Origin of the sequence: uncultured Streptococcus sp., assembly GCF_938036805.1 — a bacterium.
GTDB lineage: Bacteria > Bacillota > Bacilli > Lactobacillales > Streptococcaceae > Streptococcus.
In genome coordinates this window covers 1-18684 of record NZ_CALHWC010000013.1, presented here as the reverse complement: position 1 = coordinate 18684, position 18684 = coordinate 1, and the positions used below count along the sequence as shown (strand labels likewise).

The following is an 18684-nucleotide window of genomic DNA, read 5'->3' as shown; positions in this document are numbered from 1 at the left end:
TCCACCGCATTATTGGGGAAGAACTCCTTGAACTCACCATAAAGCTGGCCGGCCAATGTTTTATTATGGGCGATAACCAGAGTCGGCTTGTTGACTCTAGAAATCACCTGACTCATGGTATAGGTCTTACCAGTACCAGTTGCCCCCATGAGAATTTGGGCTTTCTCGCCTCCCTCGATATTGTCCACCAGCTGCTCGATAGCTTGAGGTTGGTCACCAGAAGGCTCGTACTTAGACACCAATTCAAATTTATTATCTGTTATTCTGTTAATCATCTTTTATTCCTCAACTTGTGCTTCTATCATTTTACCATATTTGATACATTTTCTCTGGGTTTGGCTCTGGTTTAGTAGCTAATCTCTAAGAGCGGCTAGTCTTGCATTCTGATCATTCATTAACATCAAAAATCGCCCAGCTAAGCTGAGCGATCTCTTTATTTCTTAAACATCAATGTCTGAGGCAGGCGATTTTCCTTCTTGAGCGACCAGTAAAGATAAGCAATACAGCCAATCAGAACGATACTGGCAAAAATAGACCCTTCAGCACCGAAAGCTCCTCCTGAAAGCCAATCAATAGAAGTCTGAGAAGTGTAATTAAAGACAGAGGCAGTAGCTCCGTTCCCACTGACCTGGATGCCATAGACATTTCCTTGGACGAAATTCCAAGCGCCATGCATACCAGCCAAGACCCACATATTATCATACTTGATCATGAGTAGGCAGGCAAAAATCCCATCCAAGATAATAGTAACAATAGAAAGGACAGTCACACCAGCATTGAGGAGGTGCATTGCCCCAAATAGAGCGCTGGAAACCAAGACACCGACAAGAATATTTGATTTGGCACTAACTGCTGGAAAGAGCCAACCACGCGTCACTAGCTCCTCCGTGCCACCTTGCAGAATCCAAAAAGGTATCAGGGCAAGAATAAAGAGAACTGGCTCTAAACTCAGCTCTGCCAATTCTAGTCTCCCAGATCCTGTCAGCAAGAGCAGGGCAACGATAAGCGAAAACTGTATCGAACCAATCAGAAATCCTTTACCCAGTTCTTTCAGCCACCCTTCCTTAAAGAAGCCCAGACTGGAGAAGGGTCTCTTTTCTCGAAACTTGACCCACAGAAAAACAAGTAAAGCCATAAAGAAAAAACTACCTAGCTGAAAAAAGATATTATAATGCCCGAACACTTCCATAACCGTTGCTCGGTCAGCTGTCGGATTTACCGTGGCAAGCACAGTTCCAATGATGATCCCAATCGGAATCATTCCAATGAATGCAAGGATTTCTCCTAGCTGGATAAAGCCAATAGAAATCAAAACTGCCAACCAAATCGGCGGAATGTATCGCGACAGCTTCACATTATCTAACATACGTGATTTAAACATAAACATGTTCCTTCCTTTTTTTAATTATCATAAAATATTACTACAGTATGCGTAAAAAGCGAAGTATCTTTTATAGCTGCCTGATTAGGATTTAAAATTTTTTTATCCTGTAAATCAAAGTCTTTGCCATAATTCTCACCGCTACTCTTTATAAATCTGTGATTTTGAACAAACACAATCGGACATGCCCTTTGTTGTTTCTTGCCAAGCTTTGCAATCCTAATTCCTTTTAACTACTGCTTCATTGATACTATGAAGTGAGAAAGAGCTATTAGTCTCCTTCGTTTTCTCTAGCAATCTCTTCAATGTTGGCTATTTCTTCGTCCAACCGTTTATCAAATTCTGCTTTATTCTTGAAGGGATAAGAATAAGTCCGCCAAGTGTACCATTTAAGACCTTCCTCACCTTTGTAATACCACTCTATCTTGGTTGGCAGAAATTCTTTGTTGTATGTGATGCGCACTTTTGAAAACTGATCTTCTTCCCTGCAGATGTATTGCAACTCAAATTCAGGTGGATATTTTTCTTTCAATAAGGATTTATTCACCAGCGATTCAGGTGAGCGAGTAATTTGATAGTTTGATTTTTTTATTTCATCAGGACTAACATCTAAATTAAGAAGAATTGAGGATATTTCATTATTTAGTGCTCTTTCATAATATTCCTTAGCTTCATATTTACTACTGCCCCCAAACAGTTTGTTATCTCTAATCGCAGCTCCATGAGCATAGTAAAACTCTTTATCTTTTAAATCAAATCCTGTTCCAAAATCATTGTTTGCCTCAATATCTGACATGCTTTTAACAAAAATAAATCTCTTATTTGATAAAATTGAATATGCGTCACTCGTGGTCTTTTTGATATTGTTTGCTATGAGCATAACCAGAATAACCACGATTACTAGGCTTGATACCACTAGCATACTCTTTATATTTATTATACTCTGCCACTTTTTCATCTTCGGACATATGTTTTTCTCGCTAAGCTTTATAATCCTAGTTTCCTTCAACTTCTGCTTCATGTTCTTGAATATTCTCTATTGCTTTATCCATCTCATTGTCAAACTCCTCTTTACTTTTAAAAGGGTAAGAGTAAACCCTTAAGACACTCCAAGACATCTTTCCATTTTTCTCATAATAGCCCTCCAACTTAATTGGCAAAAATTCTTTGTTGTATGTGATACGGACTTTCGACATCTTAAAATAGACATAATAGGATTCAATATCTCCAGATTTCGGGTTCTCAAGTTTTTCTTTATCTAAAAGTAAATCTGGCTCCAGTTCTATTACATAATTCGATTCCAATATCTTCTTTTTTGAAACTTTCAAGTTTAATAATATAGGAGTAATAGTTTTGTTAATCCAGCTTACGTAAATTTCCTTTGCTGTCCATCTGTTCTGACCATAAGTCTTTTTACTCCTAACCGCATAGTTAAGACTATAAAATTCCTTATTTTTCAAGTCAAAAGAAACTTTATGTAATTTCGAATCGTTTTCATAATCATTGGGTCTTTCAACAGAGATAAAACGTTTTTCATTCAACAAATCAATCTGCAGTCGTTCAGTATCCATAAAGTCTCTTTGCCTTAAAGAATGATAAAACACCAGTAATATCATCATCGCCAAGCCACTCAATATAATCTTCATATACTTTTTGTTTATCTTTTTCTGGAACTTTTTGCCAAGCTTCAATTCTCTAACCTTCTTTGTTTTCTGATTCATTGATACTATAAAGTGAGAAAGAGCTATTAGTCCCCTTCGTTTTCTCTAGCAATCTCTTCAATGTTTGCTATTTCTTCGTCTAACCGTTTATCAAATTCCGCCTTATTCTTGAAGGGGTAAGAATAAGTCCGCCAAGTGTACCATTTAAGCCCTTCTTCGCCTTTGTAATACCATTCTATCTTGATTGGCAGAAAATCTTTGTTGTATGTGATGCGAATTTTGGAAAATTCTTGTTCCTTTAGAGCATACTTTAGTTCTAATTCTGGAACAAATTTATTTTCAAACAAGGACTTATCTACTACTGATTCCGTGCTCAATACTACTTGGTAATCTGATTTCTTTATTTCGTCAGTCGTGATACCTGAATTTAAGATAACTGACGAGAATTCATTCCAGTGAATTTCTTTGAAGGTCTGCTTTGCATTTGCTGGATTAGTGTATCCTCCAAATACAGTATTATTTCTTATAGCAGTATGAAAGGGAATAAAGAATAATTTTTTCTGTAAATCAAATCCTATACCATATTCATTATTATACATTTTTGTATATTTGGGATTTTGAACAAATACAAAGCGTTTCTGTTCAAGAATTTCCAGAGCATTATTAGTGGTCCCAAGCATAGGCATCACTATTAGTATAGTCGCTATAACTAGGAGTAGCACCAAGCTTATTCGCATACTATTTATACCTATTATACTCTGCCACTTTTTCATCTTCGAACATACCTTTGTTCTTTCTCGCCAAGCTTCAATTCTCTAACCTTCCTCGCTTTCTGCTTCATTGATACTACAGTATTAAAATAAGTGAGAAAGAGCTATTAGTCCCCTTCGTTTTCTCTAGCAATCTCTTCAATGTTGGCTATTTCTTCGTCTAACCTTTTATCAAATTCTGCCTTATTCTTGAAGGGATAAGAATAAGTCCGCCAAGTGTACCATTTAAGACCTTCCTCACCTTTGTAATACCACTCTATCTTGGTTGGCAGAAATTCTTTGTTGTATGTGATGCGCACTTTTGAAAACTGATCTTCTTCCCTGCAGATGTATTGCAACTCAAATTCAGGTGGATATTTTTCTTTCAATAAGGATTTATTCACCAGCGATTCAGGTGAGCGAGTAATTTGATAGTTTGATTTTTTTATTTCATCAGTTGTAAAATTCGAATTTAAGAGTGCAGAAGAGAACTCAAAGTTTTTCATTCTTATAAAAAATTCTGTTGCATTACTGTTATTAGCTCCTCCGTAAATAGAATTTTCTTTTATAGCAGCCTGATTAGGATTGAAAAATTTTTTATCATATAGATCAAAACCTTTGCCATAATGATTTCCTCTACTTTTTATAGACTCGGGATTTTGAACTAATACAAAGCGTTTCTGCTCAAGAATTTCCAGAGCGTTATTAGTGGTCCCAACCATAGTCCTTACTATTAGAATAATCGCTATAACCAGGAGTAGCACCAAGCTTATTCGCATACTCTTTATATTTATTATACTCTGCAATTTTTTCATCTTCGGACATATCCTTTGTTCTTTCTTGCCAATCCTCAATTATCTAACCTTCTTCGCTTTCTGCTTCATTGATACTATGAAGTGAGAAAGAGCTATTAGTCTCCTTCGTTTTCTCTAGCAATCTCTTCAATGTTGGCTATTTCTTCGTCTAACCGTTTATCAAACTCTGCCTTATTCTTGAAGGGATATGAATAAGTCCGCCAAGTGTACCATTTAAGACCTTCCTCGCCTTTATAATACCACTCTATCTTGGTTGGCAGAAACTCTTTGTTATATGTGATGCGAATTTTGGAAAATTCTTGTTCCTTTAAAGCATACTTGAGTTCTAATTCTGGAACAAATTTACTTTCAAACAAGGACTTATCTACTACCGATTCCGTGCTTAATACTACTTGGTATTTTGATTTCTTTATTTCATCAGTTGTGATATGCGAATTTAAGAGTGCAGAGGAAAATTCGTTTCTCTTGATTTTATTAAAAGTTTTTTCAGAATCATCTGTGCTAAATCCACCATGCTTTTTTCCTTTTTTTACTGCTACGTTATTGGGATTAAAAAAAGCATTTTCACCTAAATCAAATCCCTTACCATAATCCTCACCCCTACTCTCTATAAACTTAGGATTCTGAACAAATACAAAGCGTTTCTTCTCCAGAATATCTCGAGCATTATGAGGGGTTCCAATCTTAGGTATTACTATTAGAATAGTTGCTATAGCCAGGGACATCATCAAAGTTACTAGCATATTCTTTATATTTATTATATTCCTCCACCTTCTCTTCTTCGGACATACCCTTTGTTCTTTCTTGCCAAGCTTCATAATCTTTATGTCCTCCTCCTTTTGCAATATCTGCATACTGACCGCCCTTTTTACCCAAATCGTCTTCAGATTTGAAGATACTCTTGGCTTTTTGCCTGAGTTCAGAGTCCGCTGGCTGTGTAACATCCAATCTATTATGTTGATCAGCATAAATTCCTGTGACTGCGTCATTATTCCCTTTTGATGGACCGTAGTTAAAGGACTCTGTATTAGCAACTTCATGCAATTCATCATGAGTATAATGTTCTGGATTGGAATCATATCTACCGTCAGGCAGCTTATGCTGATCATAGGCATCCCACTGTGTCTCAAATTCTCCTGTTTCGAGATTTACAATAAACTCAACCATTCGAGCATTATTGAAACCTTTTTCTTGAACAAAGGTGCTTTCTTGAGGAACTTGAACTTTCATATTGTAAGGACGTCTGAAAACATCTGTATCTTTATCATAACGATTATGATAGTTAGCTCCCGTAGTATAATCAAAGGTAAGCCCTTGCTCTTCACCGTACGCCAAAAGCTTTTCATAATCACTAGCTCCCTCATAGTTATTTCGAATATAATAAATTACTTGACGATCAAGATAATAGCGGAAAAGATGAACTTGTTGACCTAAACCAGATTTATCTTCCTTAAGCGATTTGTCCTTAAAAGTCAAAATTACATCTTTTCTAAAATACATTAAAAAATCTCCATGAGGTGGCATTTTATCAGAAAATTTATGAGTAGCACTGGTTAAATGCATGAAATTATGTTCATCTACTTCAGCTCCTAAATGTTTGAGAACTAATTCTAATTTTTCTCTGGAACTCATCTTACTTGCTGCATACATGCCTGTGTAGACGTCAGAGCCTACTTCCTTTGTTTGAGCATATAGTTCGTCACGTTTATTATAAAACTCTTGACCTGTCTGAAGTTTTGCTGTGCTTGATTTAACCTGATTGATATAATTCTTTACAGCCTCATCATCCCAGCCATCAACTTTCTTCAACTCTTCGGCCTGTTGGCGCAGTCCTGTGATATAAGAATTGTATTCCTTCCATGACAGATTGTGCGGTCGCTCAATCTGATATTTCTTAGCAAAAGCACGATTCGCTTTTATCTCACTCGCCACTATCGTCCATGACAAATCCGCAGGAACACCATAGGTTCCTGTATTAGCATCCCAAGAGCTGGCTAGCTGCCCCACACCAGTATCAATCGCTTGCGCCAAAGCATCAATATCTCCGAATATTTCAGACGAACTGGCATTAAAAGCTCGGAGTTTATCCAACTTTTCCTGAAGCTCTTTTCGAGCTGCAGTATAGGTGTCGCTCAGCTTCTGCAGCCCCTGTAGCCGTTGAAAACTACCAGGACTGGTGGACTTACTTGTCACAATGGCATCTATCAATTCCAGATTAGCTGCAATAAATTGGTCATAACGCTGAATATCCTCTACCAACTTATCCTCCTGTAAATCCTCATCCGCAACTTGTGTACGATACTTTTTGAAAGAGATTGCACATCTGTCTGAGTCGCTTCAGATAAGGATACTCCTGCTTCCTTTAAAGGAACAATGACATCGCTAATGAAAGCTCTAAAAGAATCATAAGCTTTACCCGATAAGTAGGACGCGGAATTCTCCGCTTGTTCCAGAGCCTTTCCCAATTCTTTATAGCTCTCCAACTAGCTTCTAGTCATAATTGTTGTACCCTCGGTCTGAGCATCTAAACTTCCGCAATAAACTTCAATTCCCATCTTCTTCATCCGTCAGTTGGTTGATTCTGATACGCTCGTAATAGACATCATTTAAATCATCTTCTAACTTCCACTTTTGAAGATTCACTTTATCCAAATCATCAAAGAAGCTTTCAGAAATTATTCGTGACTCATGGGATGCCTCTGACTGCAACTGCTCAAAAAAGATTCTAGAATAAGGATAAGTCTCGAAAGAATCCCAGATCTGGGTTTGTGCATCTGAACAGTACCTTTCAAAATCCTCTATTTGATTCTCCAGCATCCTTTTTTCCTTCAGCAGGCTTTCCTCCTGTCGAAGCAGCCTTTCTTCCTCTTTTCTCAGCTCATAGAGCTTCTGCTCTTTATTCACGATTTCGGCCCTCCATCAGCTGAAATTTACTGGCACTAGCCTCATCAATAGCTTGAAATCCCTCTGCAACGGTTTGGATATTGACGCAAACTGATTGAATAGCAGCCGAAATATCCTTAGCCTTATTTTGAGAAAGCGCTATTGCATGATGTACAGAATCATTTCCCAAAAGCTTAGTTTGCTCATCTTTATAAGCATCTGCAATACTAATGAGTGCTTCCGCCCCAGTTTTCAAAGCGGTCCCTAATTGTTGGGCAATCAAAATATCACTTTTAATTTGTTTCATATAAATTTCCTTCAAACCCACATTTGTGTCTCAATTCTAGCATATTATCCAAGCAAAGTAAAACAACGCTTAATAATATCATTGTCACAGCATATGTCAGAAGATGTAACATATGAAACGGAAAATATTTGCCTTTTTCAAATTTTTCTGATATAATCAGACAATATTCTAACAAAGGAGAGAAAGTATGAAGAAAAAAATCATAGCTTTTCTGCTAGCATTGTTCCCTATCTTTGCATTAGGGACAACTATTCATGCAGATACTATCAAAATCGTATCTGACACGGCTTACGCCCCATTTGAATTTAAAGACGTAGACCAGACATATAAAGGAATTGATGTTGATATTATCAATAAAGTAGCTGACATTAAAGGTTGGGAATATGAAATGTCCTTCCCTGGCTTTGATGCGGCTGTTAATGCGGTTCAAGCAGGACAGGCCGATGCCATTATGGCAGGTATGACTAAGACTGCTGAACGTGAAAAAGTCTTTACCATGTCTGATACATATTATGACACAAAAGTTGTCATTGCAACGACCAAGGCGAATACAATAAGGTCTTACGATCAACTTAAAGGAAAAACAGTCGGTGTCAAAAATGGTACTGCCGCGCAACGTTTCCTTGAAAAAATTAAGGACAAGTACGGTTTTACTATCAAAACATTTGATACAGGCGACCTCATGTATAACAGCCTAGCAGCCGGAGCGGTTGACGCAGCCATGGATGACCAACCCGTTATCGAGTATGCAATCAGTCAAGGGCAAGATTTGAAAATCTCAATGAAGGGTGAGGCTGTTGGTAGCTTCGCATTTGGTGTCAAAAAAGGCAGCAAATACGAATACCTAGTCACTGAGTTTAACGAAGCCTTGGCTCAGATGAAAAAAGATGGTACCTTGAAGGACATCATCAACAAGTGGACTGCTGCTTCCAAAACTTCAACAAATTCAGCAGTACCAGAGACTACAACCAAGTCTGGACAAAAAGCCACTCCAGTCAAAGCTAAATATACGATTGCCAGCGACTCATCCTTTGCTCCTTTCGTTTTCCAAAATGATAGCAACCAATATACTGGTATTGACATGGACTTGATCAAAGCCATTGCCGAAGACCAAGGTTTTACACTTGAAATTTCTAACCCTGGTTTTGACGCTGCCATCAACGCCGTTCAATCTGGCCAAGCTGACGGGATGATTGCTGGGATGTCTGTGACGGAGGCACGCAAAGAAACCTTTGATTTCTCTGAACCATACTACACTGCTAACTCTATCCTTGCGGTGACAGAATCAAGCGATATTGCCTCTTATGACGACTTGAAAGGAAAGACTGTCGGAGTTAAGAATGGTACATCCTCTCAAACCTTCCTCGTCGAAAATCAAAGCAAATACGGCTACAAAATCAAAACTTTTTCAGACGGTTCTTCTATGTATGATAGTCTGAATTCTGGCTCTGTCGCTGCTATTATGGATGATGAGCCCGTTGTCAAATATGCCATCAACCAAGGCAAGAAAATGAAAACACCAATCGAGGGAACCCCTAGTGGTAATCTTGCTTTTGCAGTGAAAAAAGGAACCAACCCTGAACTCATCGAGATGTTCAATAACGGCCTGGCTAATCTGAAAGCGAATGGTAAATATCAAGAAATCCTTGATAAATATCTCTCAGCTAATCAAGATGATTCTACAACCGTTGACGAAACAACTATCTGGGGACTTCTCCAAAACAACTACAAACAACTTTTGAGCGGACTTGGAATTACCATTGCTTTAGCACTGATCTCCTTTGCCATTGCCATGGTCATCGGGATTATCTTTGGGATGTTTAGCGTCAGCCCAATCAAAGCGCTTCGCATTATTTCAGAAATTTTTGTTGACGTTATTCGTGGTATTCCACTCATGATTCTGGCAGCCTTCATTTTCTGGGGAATTCCAAACTTCCTTGAATCTATGACCGGTCAACAGAGTCCGATTAACGACTTTGTCGCAGGGACCATTGCCCTGTCCCTCAATGCTGGTGCATATATCGCTGAGATTGTTCGCGGAGGAATTCAAGCCGTTCCAGTCGGACAGATGGAAGCTAGCCGAAGTCTGGGTATCTCGTACGGAAAGACCATGCGCAAGATTATCCTGCCTCAAGCAACCAAGATTATGCTACCAAACTTTGTCAACCAGTTCGTCATCGCTCTCAAGGATACAACTATCGTATCAGCTATCGGACTTGTTGAGCTCTTCCAAACAGGTAAAATCATCATTGCCCGTAACTATCAGAGCTTCAAGATGTATGCTATCCTAGCAGTGCTTTACTTGGTCATCATCACACTCTTAACAAGATTGGCTAAACGCTTAGAAAAGAGGATTCACTAATGGCTAAATTAAAAATTGATGTTAATGATTTACATAAATACTATGGGGAAAATGAAGTCCTAAAAGGGATTAGTGCGAAGTTTTATGAGGGAGATGTTGTTTGTATCATTGGTCCTTCTGGATCAGGTAAATCAACTTTCCTACGCAGCCTAAACCTGCTTGAAGAAGTAACCAGTGGGACCATTACTGTCAACGGTTATGATTTGACAGATAAGGCTACCAACGTGGACCATGTTCGTGAAGACATCGGAATGGTGTTCCAGCACTTCAACCTCTTCCCACACATGACTGTCCTGCAAAATATCACCTTCGCTCCTGTTGAGCACAAGCGAATGAGCCAAGCTGATGCAGACAAGCTTGGTATGGAGCTCTTGGAGAAGGTTGGGCTGGCAGACAAGGCTGATGCCAAACCAGACAGTTTGTCAGGAGGACAAAAACAGCGGGTGGCCATCGCTCGAGGATTGGCTATGAACCCGGACATTATGCTCTTTGACGAACCGACTTCTGCCCTTGACCCTGAAATGGTTGGTGACGTTCTCAACGTTATGAAGGATCTGGCTCAACAGGGCATGACCATGCTGATTGTGACTCACGAAATGGGCTTTGCCCGTCAGGTCGCTAATCGCGTCATCTTTACTGCTGACGGTGAATTCCTAGAAGACGGCAAACCAGACCAAATCTTCGATAACCCTCAGCATCCACGTCTCAAGGACTTCTTGGATAAGGTGCTTAACGTATAAACCTGACGAATCCTGAAAGTAATCTTTCAGGATTTTTATTGACTTATGCTTCCCTTTTTGCTAGACTAAAGATAGAATGATTTCGGAGGTATACGGAGACATGAAAAATTAAGTCTATTTTTTAAAGGAAACTTTATTTAGTAGATTTTGTCATGTTTCTGCATATCCGCGGGACTTTCGTTTTTTTGTACTTTCAAACTCCTATGGTTTATCTTTAGATTAATCCTGTCGCTCCTATGGCAGTTCCATCTGGAAGCCTACAAACGAATAATCCTATTTGGACACTCCTGTGTCTTCTTTGTGCAATCTCAACAGCTCTGCTAAATAAAGCAGGGCTGTATTTTGTGTTATAAAACGAAGGAGACATCTATGCTGCAAATAAGAAATCTAACCATCACCCACCTAAAAGATCTGAAAGAGTTAGTCAAAGATTTGTCACTGACAGTCAATCAAGGGGACAAGGTCGCTATTATCGGCGAGGAGGGCAATGGCAAGTCCACCCTACTCAAGCTCCTCCTAGACGAGCGACTTGTCAGCTCCTATGTCAGCTACAGCGGACTGATTGATAAATCTTATACTGCTGCCGCCTACCTGCCTCAGCAGCTGCCTTCAGAGGATGCCCAACTGACGCTCAATGATTATTTCTTTGCTGATTTTGAGACCGAGCCGGACTATGCCAAGCTCTATCGCTATGCTGGGGAGCTCAACTTTGACAGCCAGCGTTTTGCCAGTCAGCAGCAGCTCGCTAGCCTATCTGGAGGAGAAAAGCTTAAAGTTCAGCTCATCAAGAAACTAGCCAGCGATTGGGATATTCTCTTTCTTGACGAGCCCTCTAATGACCTTGATCTTGAAACTCTGACTTGGCTGGAAAACTTTATCAGTCATAGCCAGAGAACGGTCCTTTTCGTCTCTCACGACGAGCACTTTCTCGCTCAAGCTGCGACCAAGATTGTCCATCTGGAGCGAATCAAAAAGAAACAGGAGGCTCGAACCAGCGTGAAGAGTCTGGACTATGAAAACTATCGCACTCAACGTCAGGAAGCCTTTGAAAAACAGGGACAACTAGCACGGAAAGAGCGGGAAGAACATGCCAAGACCATGGAAAAACACCGTCAAGTCAAACAAAATGTCGAAAATGCCTTGAGAAATACCAAAAACGATGTCCAAGGCCGACTATTAGCTAAGAAGATGAAAAACGTTCTCTCGCAGGGCAAGCGATTTGAAAAGGCAGGTGCTGAAATGACCGAAATCCCGACACAGGAAGAAGCCATCATCCTTCACTTCTCAAACATAGAAGCTCTGCCATTGACCAAAAGAATCCTCAAATTAGAAGGAATGAAACTGGAAACAGACGAACGACAACTGGCGCAGAACCTGACTCTGGAAGTCTGCGGTCAGGAGAAAATCGGACTGATTGGCGCCAATGGTGCAGGCAAATCTACTCTGCTTAAAGAAATATGGAAAATCTTGCGTGAGCGGACAGATATGCGGGTCGGCTACATGCCCCAGCATTACGGCGACTTGCTGGCTGATAAGAGCAGCCCTTTGGACTTTCTGGCTCCCTCTGGCGACAAGGCTCAGGAGGAGAAAATTCTGACCCATCTAGCCAGTCTCCAGTTCACGCGCGACGAGGCCCGCCACCCGATTGGGCAGCTTTCCGGAGGTCAAAAAGCCAAGCTCCTCCTGCTCAAACTTGTCCTAGATCGTCCCAATGTCCTCCTTCTGGACGAACCAACCCGCAACTTCTCTCCCACCTCTCAGCCTCAGGTTCGCCAGCTTTTGGAGACCTATCCTGGCGCTATCATCGCTGTCTCCCACGATCGGATCTTTCTCAAAGAAGTCTGTCAAAAGATTTATCGATTGACGGAGACAGGGTTGGAGGAAGTTGAATTATAAGCAAAAAGAGTTGGATTCCCAACTCTTTTTGCTTCATTTAGCATCAATCTTTGAACTTTAATAAAGCTCCCCTTCTACTCCTGCGCCGTCTGCATTTGGTAATAAACACCTCTGGCTGCCATGAGCTCTCGGTGACTGCCATGCTCAACGATATTACCATCTACCATAACGAGGATGGTGTCAGCATTTTGAATAGTAGACAGGCGGTGAGCGATGATAAAGCTAGTACGCCCCACCATGAGCTTGCTGAAAGCCTCCTGAATCAAAACTTCTGTCCGGGTATCGATGGAGGAAGTCGCCTCGTCCAAGATTAGGATTTTAGGAACAGCCAAGAAGACACGCGCAATAGTCAAGAGCTGCCGCTGACCTTGAGACAAGGAGTCCCCAGCGTCCGCCAAGTAAGTGTCATAGCCCTGAGGCAGTTGCTGGATAAAGAAATGAGCATTGGCCGCCTTGGCAGCTGCAATGACCTCTTCTCGGCTGGCATCTGGCCGGCCAAAAGCTATGTTGTCGTGAATGGTCGCTGTCTTAAGCCAAGTCTCTTGCAGTACCATACCAAACTGCTGACGATAAGAGGCTCTAGTGTAATGCGTGATGGGAATACCATCTAAAGAAATAAGACCACTATCAACATTGTAAAAGCGCATGAGGAGGTTAATCAGGGTTGACTTGCCAGCACCAGTTGGCCCGACAATGGCGACCTTGCTAGCTGCTGGAATCCTTATATTCAAATCCTGAATCAGCTCTTTTCCAGACTCATAGCCAAAAGCCACATGCTCAAAACTAATCTGTCCTTTGATATCTTCAGACCGAAGAATTTCCTGACCAGGCTCTGCTATTTCTTCTTGGTCTAAAACGCTGTAAATTCGCTCCGCACAAGCTAAAGCGCTCTGCAATTCCGACATGACTGACGATATATCATTAAAAGGCTTGGTGTACTGGTTGACATAGTTGAGGAAAGTCACCAGCTGCCCAACCGTAAAGCCTGTTCCCTGAATGATTCGGACAGCCCCAAAGCCCACAATCAAAGCATAGATCAGGGCATTGATAAAACGAGTCGAAGGATTGACTGTCGAAGAATAGAAAATAGCCGCCTGAGAATAGTCCGCATAAGTTTGATTGCTGCAAGTAAAAGCTGTATCAAACTGCTCCTGAGCATTAAAAGCCTGAATCAAACTTTCCTGGGTCAAACTTTCCTCAATCAGCTGGGTCTGTGCTCCTCTCGCCTGCGTCTGCCGTTGGAAAAAGCTAAAACTCTTTCTGGCAATAAAGCGAGCTAAGAAGAGAGAAAGGGGCGTCAAAAGCAGAACCAAAAGCAGGAGAAAAAAGTCCAATCTGGCCATACTAATGATGGTCACTAAGATTGTCAGCAACCCCACAAAGAATTGATTAAAAACCATCAGTAGGCCATTGCTGAGTTGTTCCAAGTCAGTCGTCACCCGACTGATCAAGTCGCCAGTGCCCTGCCGATCCAGATAGGCCAAAGGCAGATAATGAACTTTCTTGATAACGCCTTGTCGGAGCTGCTGGCTGTAACGATAAACCAGCTGATTATAGAGCAAGGGATTGAACCACTGAATCAGCGTATTGGCTAAGATAACCAGCAGCATCTGGCCCAAAATCGGCATCAAATGCTGCTCCGCTTGAGTGAGAAGAACGCTATCAACCGCATTTCCGATTAAAACTGGGAGAAGAACAGTCAGAGCCACTTGAGCCACCGTTCCCAGACTAGCTAGGAGAAAGAGCCAGCGCGCCTGCAGCAAATCTCGAGTCAAACGCCTCAAGCTGCTAGGTGATGTCTTATGCTTCATGCTTTTCCTCCTCTCCTTGACTATGCTGTGAGTGATGAATTTCTCGGTAAATGGCAGAGCTGACTAAGAGTTCCTCATGGCGACCAAGAGCCACCTGTTCTCCCTTATCTAGGACTAAAATTTGATCCGCTGAGCGCAAGCTATTGGTCCGCTGAGAGATCAAGACCAAACTGGTCTCAGTCAATTCATTCTTAATAGCCTGCAGGAGTCTAAACTCTGTCAGATAGTCCAGAGCTGAGGTCGCATCATCTAAAATCAAGAAAGGCGCTCTCCGCAAGACAGCTCTGGCAATGGTTAAACGCTGACGCTGACCGCCAGAAAAATTCCGACCAAAGGCCTCTACAGTCGCATCCAAGCCACCTTCCTTCTGAGAGACAAAGTCCGCCGCCTGAGCAATCTCTAAAGCCTGCCACAAGTCTGCATCTGTTGGCTTGGTTGACAATCCTAAAGTCAGATTGGAACGGACGGTTCCTTGGAAAAGCTCCGCCTTCTGAGGCACCAGACTGATCCAGGACCTCCATTCGCTCAGATTTTTAGGACTGCGTCCTTGGGAAAAGATGGTCAACTGACCAGCAGCCACAGGATAAAGATGAGCCAGCAGCTGAACCAGAGTAGACTTCCCTGAGCCTGTCCCGCCAATAACTCCCAAAGTCTGACCACTTTTCAAATCAAAAGTCAGACCAGTCAAGGCTGGACTAGCTGCATTTGGATAAGAAAAGCTGACCTGCTGGACTTTAATAGCTTGATTCGGCAGAACTGTTTCCTGCACTAATTCCTGCAGGACATCTTCTTCTGCTTGCTCGAATACCTGACTGATGCGGCCTGCACTGATGTAGCTTTGATTGAGTGAGTTGACCAGCATAGCCAGCTTGAGCAATTCCACCAAAATTTGCAATAAATAATTGACCAAAGCCACTAGCATCCCTTGGGTCAGCAAGCCCTTTCCGATAAAGCTATTCCCCTGCCAAATCACAGCAATCAGGGTACCATTGACTGTAAGAAAGGTCAGAGGACTAATCAGACTAGCCAGAGCTCCCGTCCTGATTTGCCAGGTTTTATAGAGCTCGTTGCGATTGCGAAAGGTCTGAACCTCACGCTGGGTCTGACCGAAAGCTCGTATAACCCGCATGCCCTGTAGCTGCTCACGCGTCAGATTGACCAGCTGGTCTGTCAGCTGGCGAATTTTAGCATAGAGGGGATTCATCAGACGAGACATGAAAACAATAATAGCCGTTAAAATTGCCACCATGAGCAATAACCACAAGGTGATAGCTGGACTGATAGTAAAGGCCATGATGATGGAGCCAAAAACGATGATGGGCGCCCGCAGGAAGAGACGAAGAAATTGATTGATTCCCGTCTGAATCTGATAGGTGTCGCTCGTCAGTCGAGTCACCAAGCTAGAGGTCGTCAGCTCATCCCGACTAGCCTTGGGCAGGCGCAGAATCTTTTGATAGAGGTCACTTGTCATCTGGCGGGTAAAGCCCACTGCCGCCTTTGACGAATAATACTGGGCCACCACTGCTACCACCACGCCCAGCGCAGCCAAGCCCATCAAAAGAAAAACCATCCAGTAGAGATGGGAGCTGTCCTTTCGAGGAATAGTTTCGTCCACAATCCCCGCAATCAGAATCGGGACCAAGAGTTCAAAACTAGCTTCCAAAAGCTTGAACAAGGGCCCCAACAAAGACTCCCTGATATAGCCCTTGAAATATTTCAATAAATCTTTCATACTGCCTACTTCTCCATTAAACTGTTTCTATTTTACCATAATTTTCAAAGGGTAAAAAATATTCTCCTTCTGACCAGCAGAAAGAGAACATTGATATTAGATTTCTTGTAAGTTCTGGCTTATTTTCTTTAGACCCATATGCAAAAACGGTGTCGCTGCTAATAAGAATCCGCCCAAAGTTATAAACGTCCAGTCGAAGCCAAGATTATCAATCAACCAGCCAGTCAGAGGGAAAATGACAATCATGCTCAGGCTGAACATCATAGAGTAGACACTGAGCATGGTCGCCCGCACTTCACTTGGCAGCTGCTTTTGTAAATCGTTGTCAAAAATCGGCTGAAAGAGAGCATACAAGGCATTGCTGATTAGATAAACCAAGATGTAGATGATTGTCGTGCCCAAATAGGACAGCAGGTAAGTCACTCCATTCAGAAGGACCAATAAGGGAAAGAGTTTCAAGGCTGAATACTTTTTTCCGACCTTGCTGGCCAGATAGACTGCCAAGATATTCAATGCACTGCCAATCAGCATGACCGCCGAAATTTGCCAAGATTTTAAGTCAGGCAATTGATTTTGGTAGTAAAAATAAAACATACACATGAGGGTTCCGATGATTTGGGAAAGAATCATCCAAATAAAAAGACTGGGATTTCTCTGCAACTCCTCTTTGACAGCCCAAATAATCTTTTTCATAGTCAAACGCTCAGCTTTTTCTGCTTTGACACTCGGCTCCTTCAGCATCCAAGTCAAGAAAAGAACGATAATAGAGGTGCCAATCATGATATAGTAGGTCAGATGCAATTGTCCATGGACAAAAAATCCAGCCCAGACCGTTCCCAAAGACCGGGTCGCTTCAGCCACTCCAGACATGAAGCTGGAGATGGATAAGTAACGTTCCTTGAGTCCAGCCTCTACGGACGAATCATAGACCATAGCTGCGCTTGTCCCCGAATCAAAATTATAGGACCAAGCACTGATCATCATAGCCAGTGCATAGACCCAAAAGTTCCCCTGCCCCGCCAACATAAGAATCGAAGACACAATTCCAGCTATCCGGCTCAGATACAGATTGGTTTTGTAGGAAAAGCGGTCCGCCAACATCCCAGAAGGAATCTCACAGATGACGCTAGTCGCATGAAAAACACTTTCCAAAAGGCCAATCTGCCAAAGGGACATGCCATTTTGACTTAGAAATAAAATCCAAAAACTGGTAATGCCTAGAAAGCCAAAAAATTCTACTCCGGCCATCAGGCCGATATTTTTCCGATAACTTCTTTTAAACATATTTTCTCCTTTAACAAGTGTTTTATATTGCTATTATTTGTCACTTGTTAATCCGCTGTTTACATGACTCCTACCTCTTCTTTCTCTAAAATTCTATATTTGGATTATTTCATAGTTCATTGTTGAAAAAACGCCACATGGGCGTTTGATTCGTTTTATGGTTTAATACGGTGCAGCATACGTGGAAATGGAATGGCTTCACGGATATGTTTAGTTCCTGCTACAAAGGTTACCATACGCTCGATACCGATACCAAATCCACCGTGTGGAACAGATCCATACTTACGAAGATCCAAGTAGAATTCATATTCTGTCGTGTCCATACCAAGATCATTCATCTTAGCAACGAGGGCATCATAGTCTTCCTCACGCATAGAGCCACCGATGATTTCACCGTAGCCTTCTGGAGCAAGCAAGTCTGCACAGAGGACTCGATCTGGATTTCCAGGAACTGGTTTCATATAGAAAGCCTTGATAGCTGCTGGGTAGTTCACAACAAATGTTGGTACGCCAAAGTGGTTTGAAATCCATGTTTCATGCGGTGAACCAAAGTCATCGCCATGCTCAAGATGCTCGTAGTCTGCATCTTCATCATTTTCATGGGCTTGCAAGAGGTCAATCGCTTCATCGTAGGTAACGCGCTTGAACGGCTCAGCAACATAGCGTTTCAAGAGTTCTACATCACGTTCCAATGTTTCCAAAGCTTGAGGAGCACGGTCCAATACACCTTGAATCAAGGCTTTGACATAAGCTTCCTGCAAGTCGAGTGACTCATCATGAGTAACAAAAGGATACTCCGCATCCATCATCCAGAACTCTGTCAAGTGGCGGCGAGTTTTTGATTTTTCTGCACGAAATACTGGACCAAAGTCATAGACACGCCCCAAAGCCATAGCACCTGCTTCTAGATAGAGCTGACCAGACTGGCTCAAGTAAGCTGGAGTTCCAAAGTAGTCGGTTTCAAAGAGTTCAGTTGAGTCCTCTGCCGCATTTCCTGACAAGATTGGACTGTCAAACTTCATAAAGCCATTCTTGTCAAAGAATTCATAAGTAGCATAGATAA

At 41.8% G+C, this 18684-nt stretch carries 18 protein-coding genes; 3 read left to right on the top strand and 15 right to left on the bottom strand.

All coding sequences use genetic code 11. From position 1 onward, the window contains the following. From Q0191_RS00640 to Q0191_RS00590, 11 genes are all read right to left on the bottom strand, one after another. On the bottom strand, positions 1-275 hold a 275-nt coding region (locus tag Q0191_RS00640), incomplete at its 3' end, for a DEAD/DEAH box helicase family protein (RefSeq protein ID WP_297662882.1). 158 nt (positions 276-433) lie between these two features. After that, the gene (locus Q0191_RS00635; RefSeq protein ID WP_297662884.1) at positions 434-1381 is read right to left on the bottom strand and encodes a CPBP family intramembrane glutamic endopeptidase; all 948 of its coding nucleotides are present in this window, start codon (positions 1379-1381) and stop codon (positions 434-436) included. A 271-nt stretch (positions 1382-1652) separates the two neighbouring features. Continuing rightward, the gene (locus Q0191_RS00630) at positions 1653-2177 is read right to left on the bottom strand and encodes a hypothetical protein (RefSeq protein ID WP_297662880.1); all 525 of its coding nucleotides are present in this window, start codon (positions 2175-2177) and stop codon (positions 1653-1655) included. Between the two features lie 46 nt (positions 2178-2223). Next, positions 2224-2349, bottom strand: a complete 126-nt coding sequence (locus tag Q0191_RS00625) for a hypothetical protein (protein ID WP_297662878.1) — start codon at positions 2347-2349, stop codon at positions 2224-2226. Positions 2350-2376: 27 nt separating this feature from the next. Then, entirely contained in the window at positions 2377-2952 is a 576-nt protein-coding gene (locus tag Q0191_RS00620) for a hypothetical protein (protein WP_297662876.1), read from the bottom strand. 176 nt (positions 2953-3128) lie between these two features. Continuing rightward, positions 3129-3815: a hypothetical protein gene (locus tag Q0191_RS00615; protein ID WP_297662875.1), complete on the bottom strand. Its 687-nt coding sequence runs from the start codon at positions 3813-3815 to the stop codon at positions 3129-3131. A 104-nt stretch (positions 3816-3919) separates the two neighbouring features. Then, the gene (locus Q0191_RS00610; protein ID WP_297662873.1) at positions 3920-4606 is read right to left on the bottom strand and encodes a hypothetical protein; all 687 of its coding nucleotides are present in this window, start codon (positions 4604-4606) and stop codon (positions 3920-3922) included. Between the two features lie 95 nt (positions 4607-4701). Further along, the gene (locus Q0191_RS00605; RefSeq protein ID WP_297662871.1) at positions 4702-5349 is read right to left on the bottom strand and encodes a hypothetical protein; all 648 of its coding nucleotides are present in this window, start codon (positions 5347-5349) and stop codon (positions 4702-4704) included. Beyond that, complete coding sequence (locus Q0191_RS00600) at positions 5291-6865, bottom strand: DUF3114 domain-containing protein (RefSeq protein ID WP_297662870.1); 1575 nt, start codon at positions 6863-6865, stop codon at positions 5291-5293. Before Q0191_RS00600 ends, Q0191_RS00605 begins: the two co-directional genes overlap by 59 nt. 285 nt (positions 6866-7150) lie before the next feature. Then, positions 7151-7510, bottom strand: a complete 360-nt coding sequence (locus tag Q0191_RS00595) for a flagellar hook-associated protein (protein WP_297662868.1) — start codon at positions 7508-7510, stop codon at positions 7151-7153. Continuing rightward, entirely contained in the window at positions 7503-7796 is a 294-nt protein-coding gene (locus Q0191_RS00590) for a TIGR04197 family type VII secretion effector (RefSeq protein WP_297662866.1), read from the bottom strand. The genes Q0191_RS00595 and Q0191_RS00590 overlap by 8 nt, the downstream gene beginning before the upstream one ends. Positions 7797-7983: 187 nt before the next feature. On the opposite strand from Q0191_RS00590, the gene Q0191_RS00585 reads away from it, so the two are divergent. From Q0191_RS00585 to Q0191_RS00575, 3 genes are all read left to right on the top strand, one after another. Continuing rightward, complete coding sequence (locus Q0191_RS00585) at positions 7984-10158, top strand: ABC transporter substrate-binding protein/permease (protein WP_297662864.1); 2175 nt, start codon at positions 7984-7986, stop codon at positions 10156-10158. After that, positions 10158-10898 (top strand): amino acid ABC transporter ATP-binding protein, encoded by a 741-nt coding sequence (locus Q0191_RS00580; protein WP_005590533.1) that lies wholly within the window; start codon positions 10158-10160, stop codon positions 10896-10898. The genes Q0191_RS00585 and Q0191_RS00580 overlap by 1 nt, the downstream gene beginning before the upstream one ends. Before the next feature lie 369 nt (positions 10899-11267). Further along, a complete protein-coding gene (locus Q0191_RS00575; RefSeq protein WP_297662861.1) occupies positions 11268-12794 on the top strand; it encodes an ATP-binding cassette domain-containing protein in 1527 nt (508 codons plus the stop codon). A gap of 74 nt (positions 12795-12868) precedes the next feature. Here the strand turns inward: Q0191_RS00575 and Q0191_RS00570 are convergent, their stop codons facing one another. The 4 genes from Q0191_RS00570 to asnS all read right to left on the bottom strand — a co-directional run. Continuing rightward, positions 12869-14605, bottom strand: a complete 1737-nt coding sequence (locus Q0191_RS00570) for an ABC transporter ATP-binding protein (RefSeq protein WP_297662859.1) — start codon at positions 14603-14605, stop codon at positions 12869-12871. Continuing rightward, positions 14595-16337 carry an ABC transporter ATP-binding protein gene (locus Q0191_RS00565; protein ID WP_297662857.1) on the bottom strand — a complete coding sequence of 581 codons (1743 nt, stop codon included), beginning with the start codon at positions 16335-16337 and terminating at the stop codon, positions 14595-14597. The genes Q0191_RS00570 and Q0191_RS00565 overlap by 11 nt, the downstream gene beginning before the upstream one ends. A 96-nt stretch (positions 16338-16433) precedes the next feature. Next, entirely contained in the window at positions 16434-17621 is a 1188-nt protein-coding gene (locus Q0191_RS00560; RefSeq protein ID WP_297662855.1) for an MFS transporter, read from the bottom strand. Between the two features lie 155 nt (positions 17622-17776). Beyond that, positions 17777-18684: asparagine--tRNA ligase (gene asnS / locus Q0191_RS00555; RefSeq protein ID WP_297662853.1), on the bottom strand; the 908-nt coding region annotated here is incomplete at its 5' end.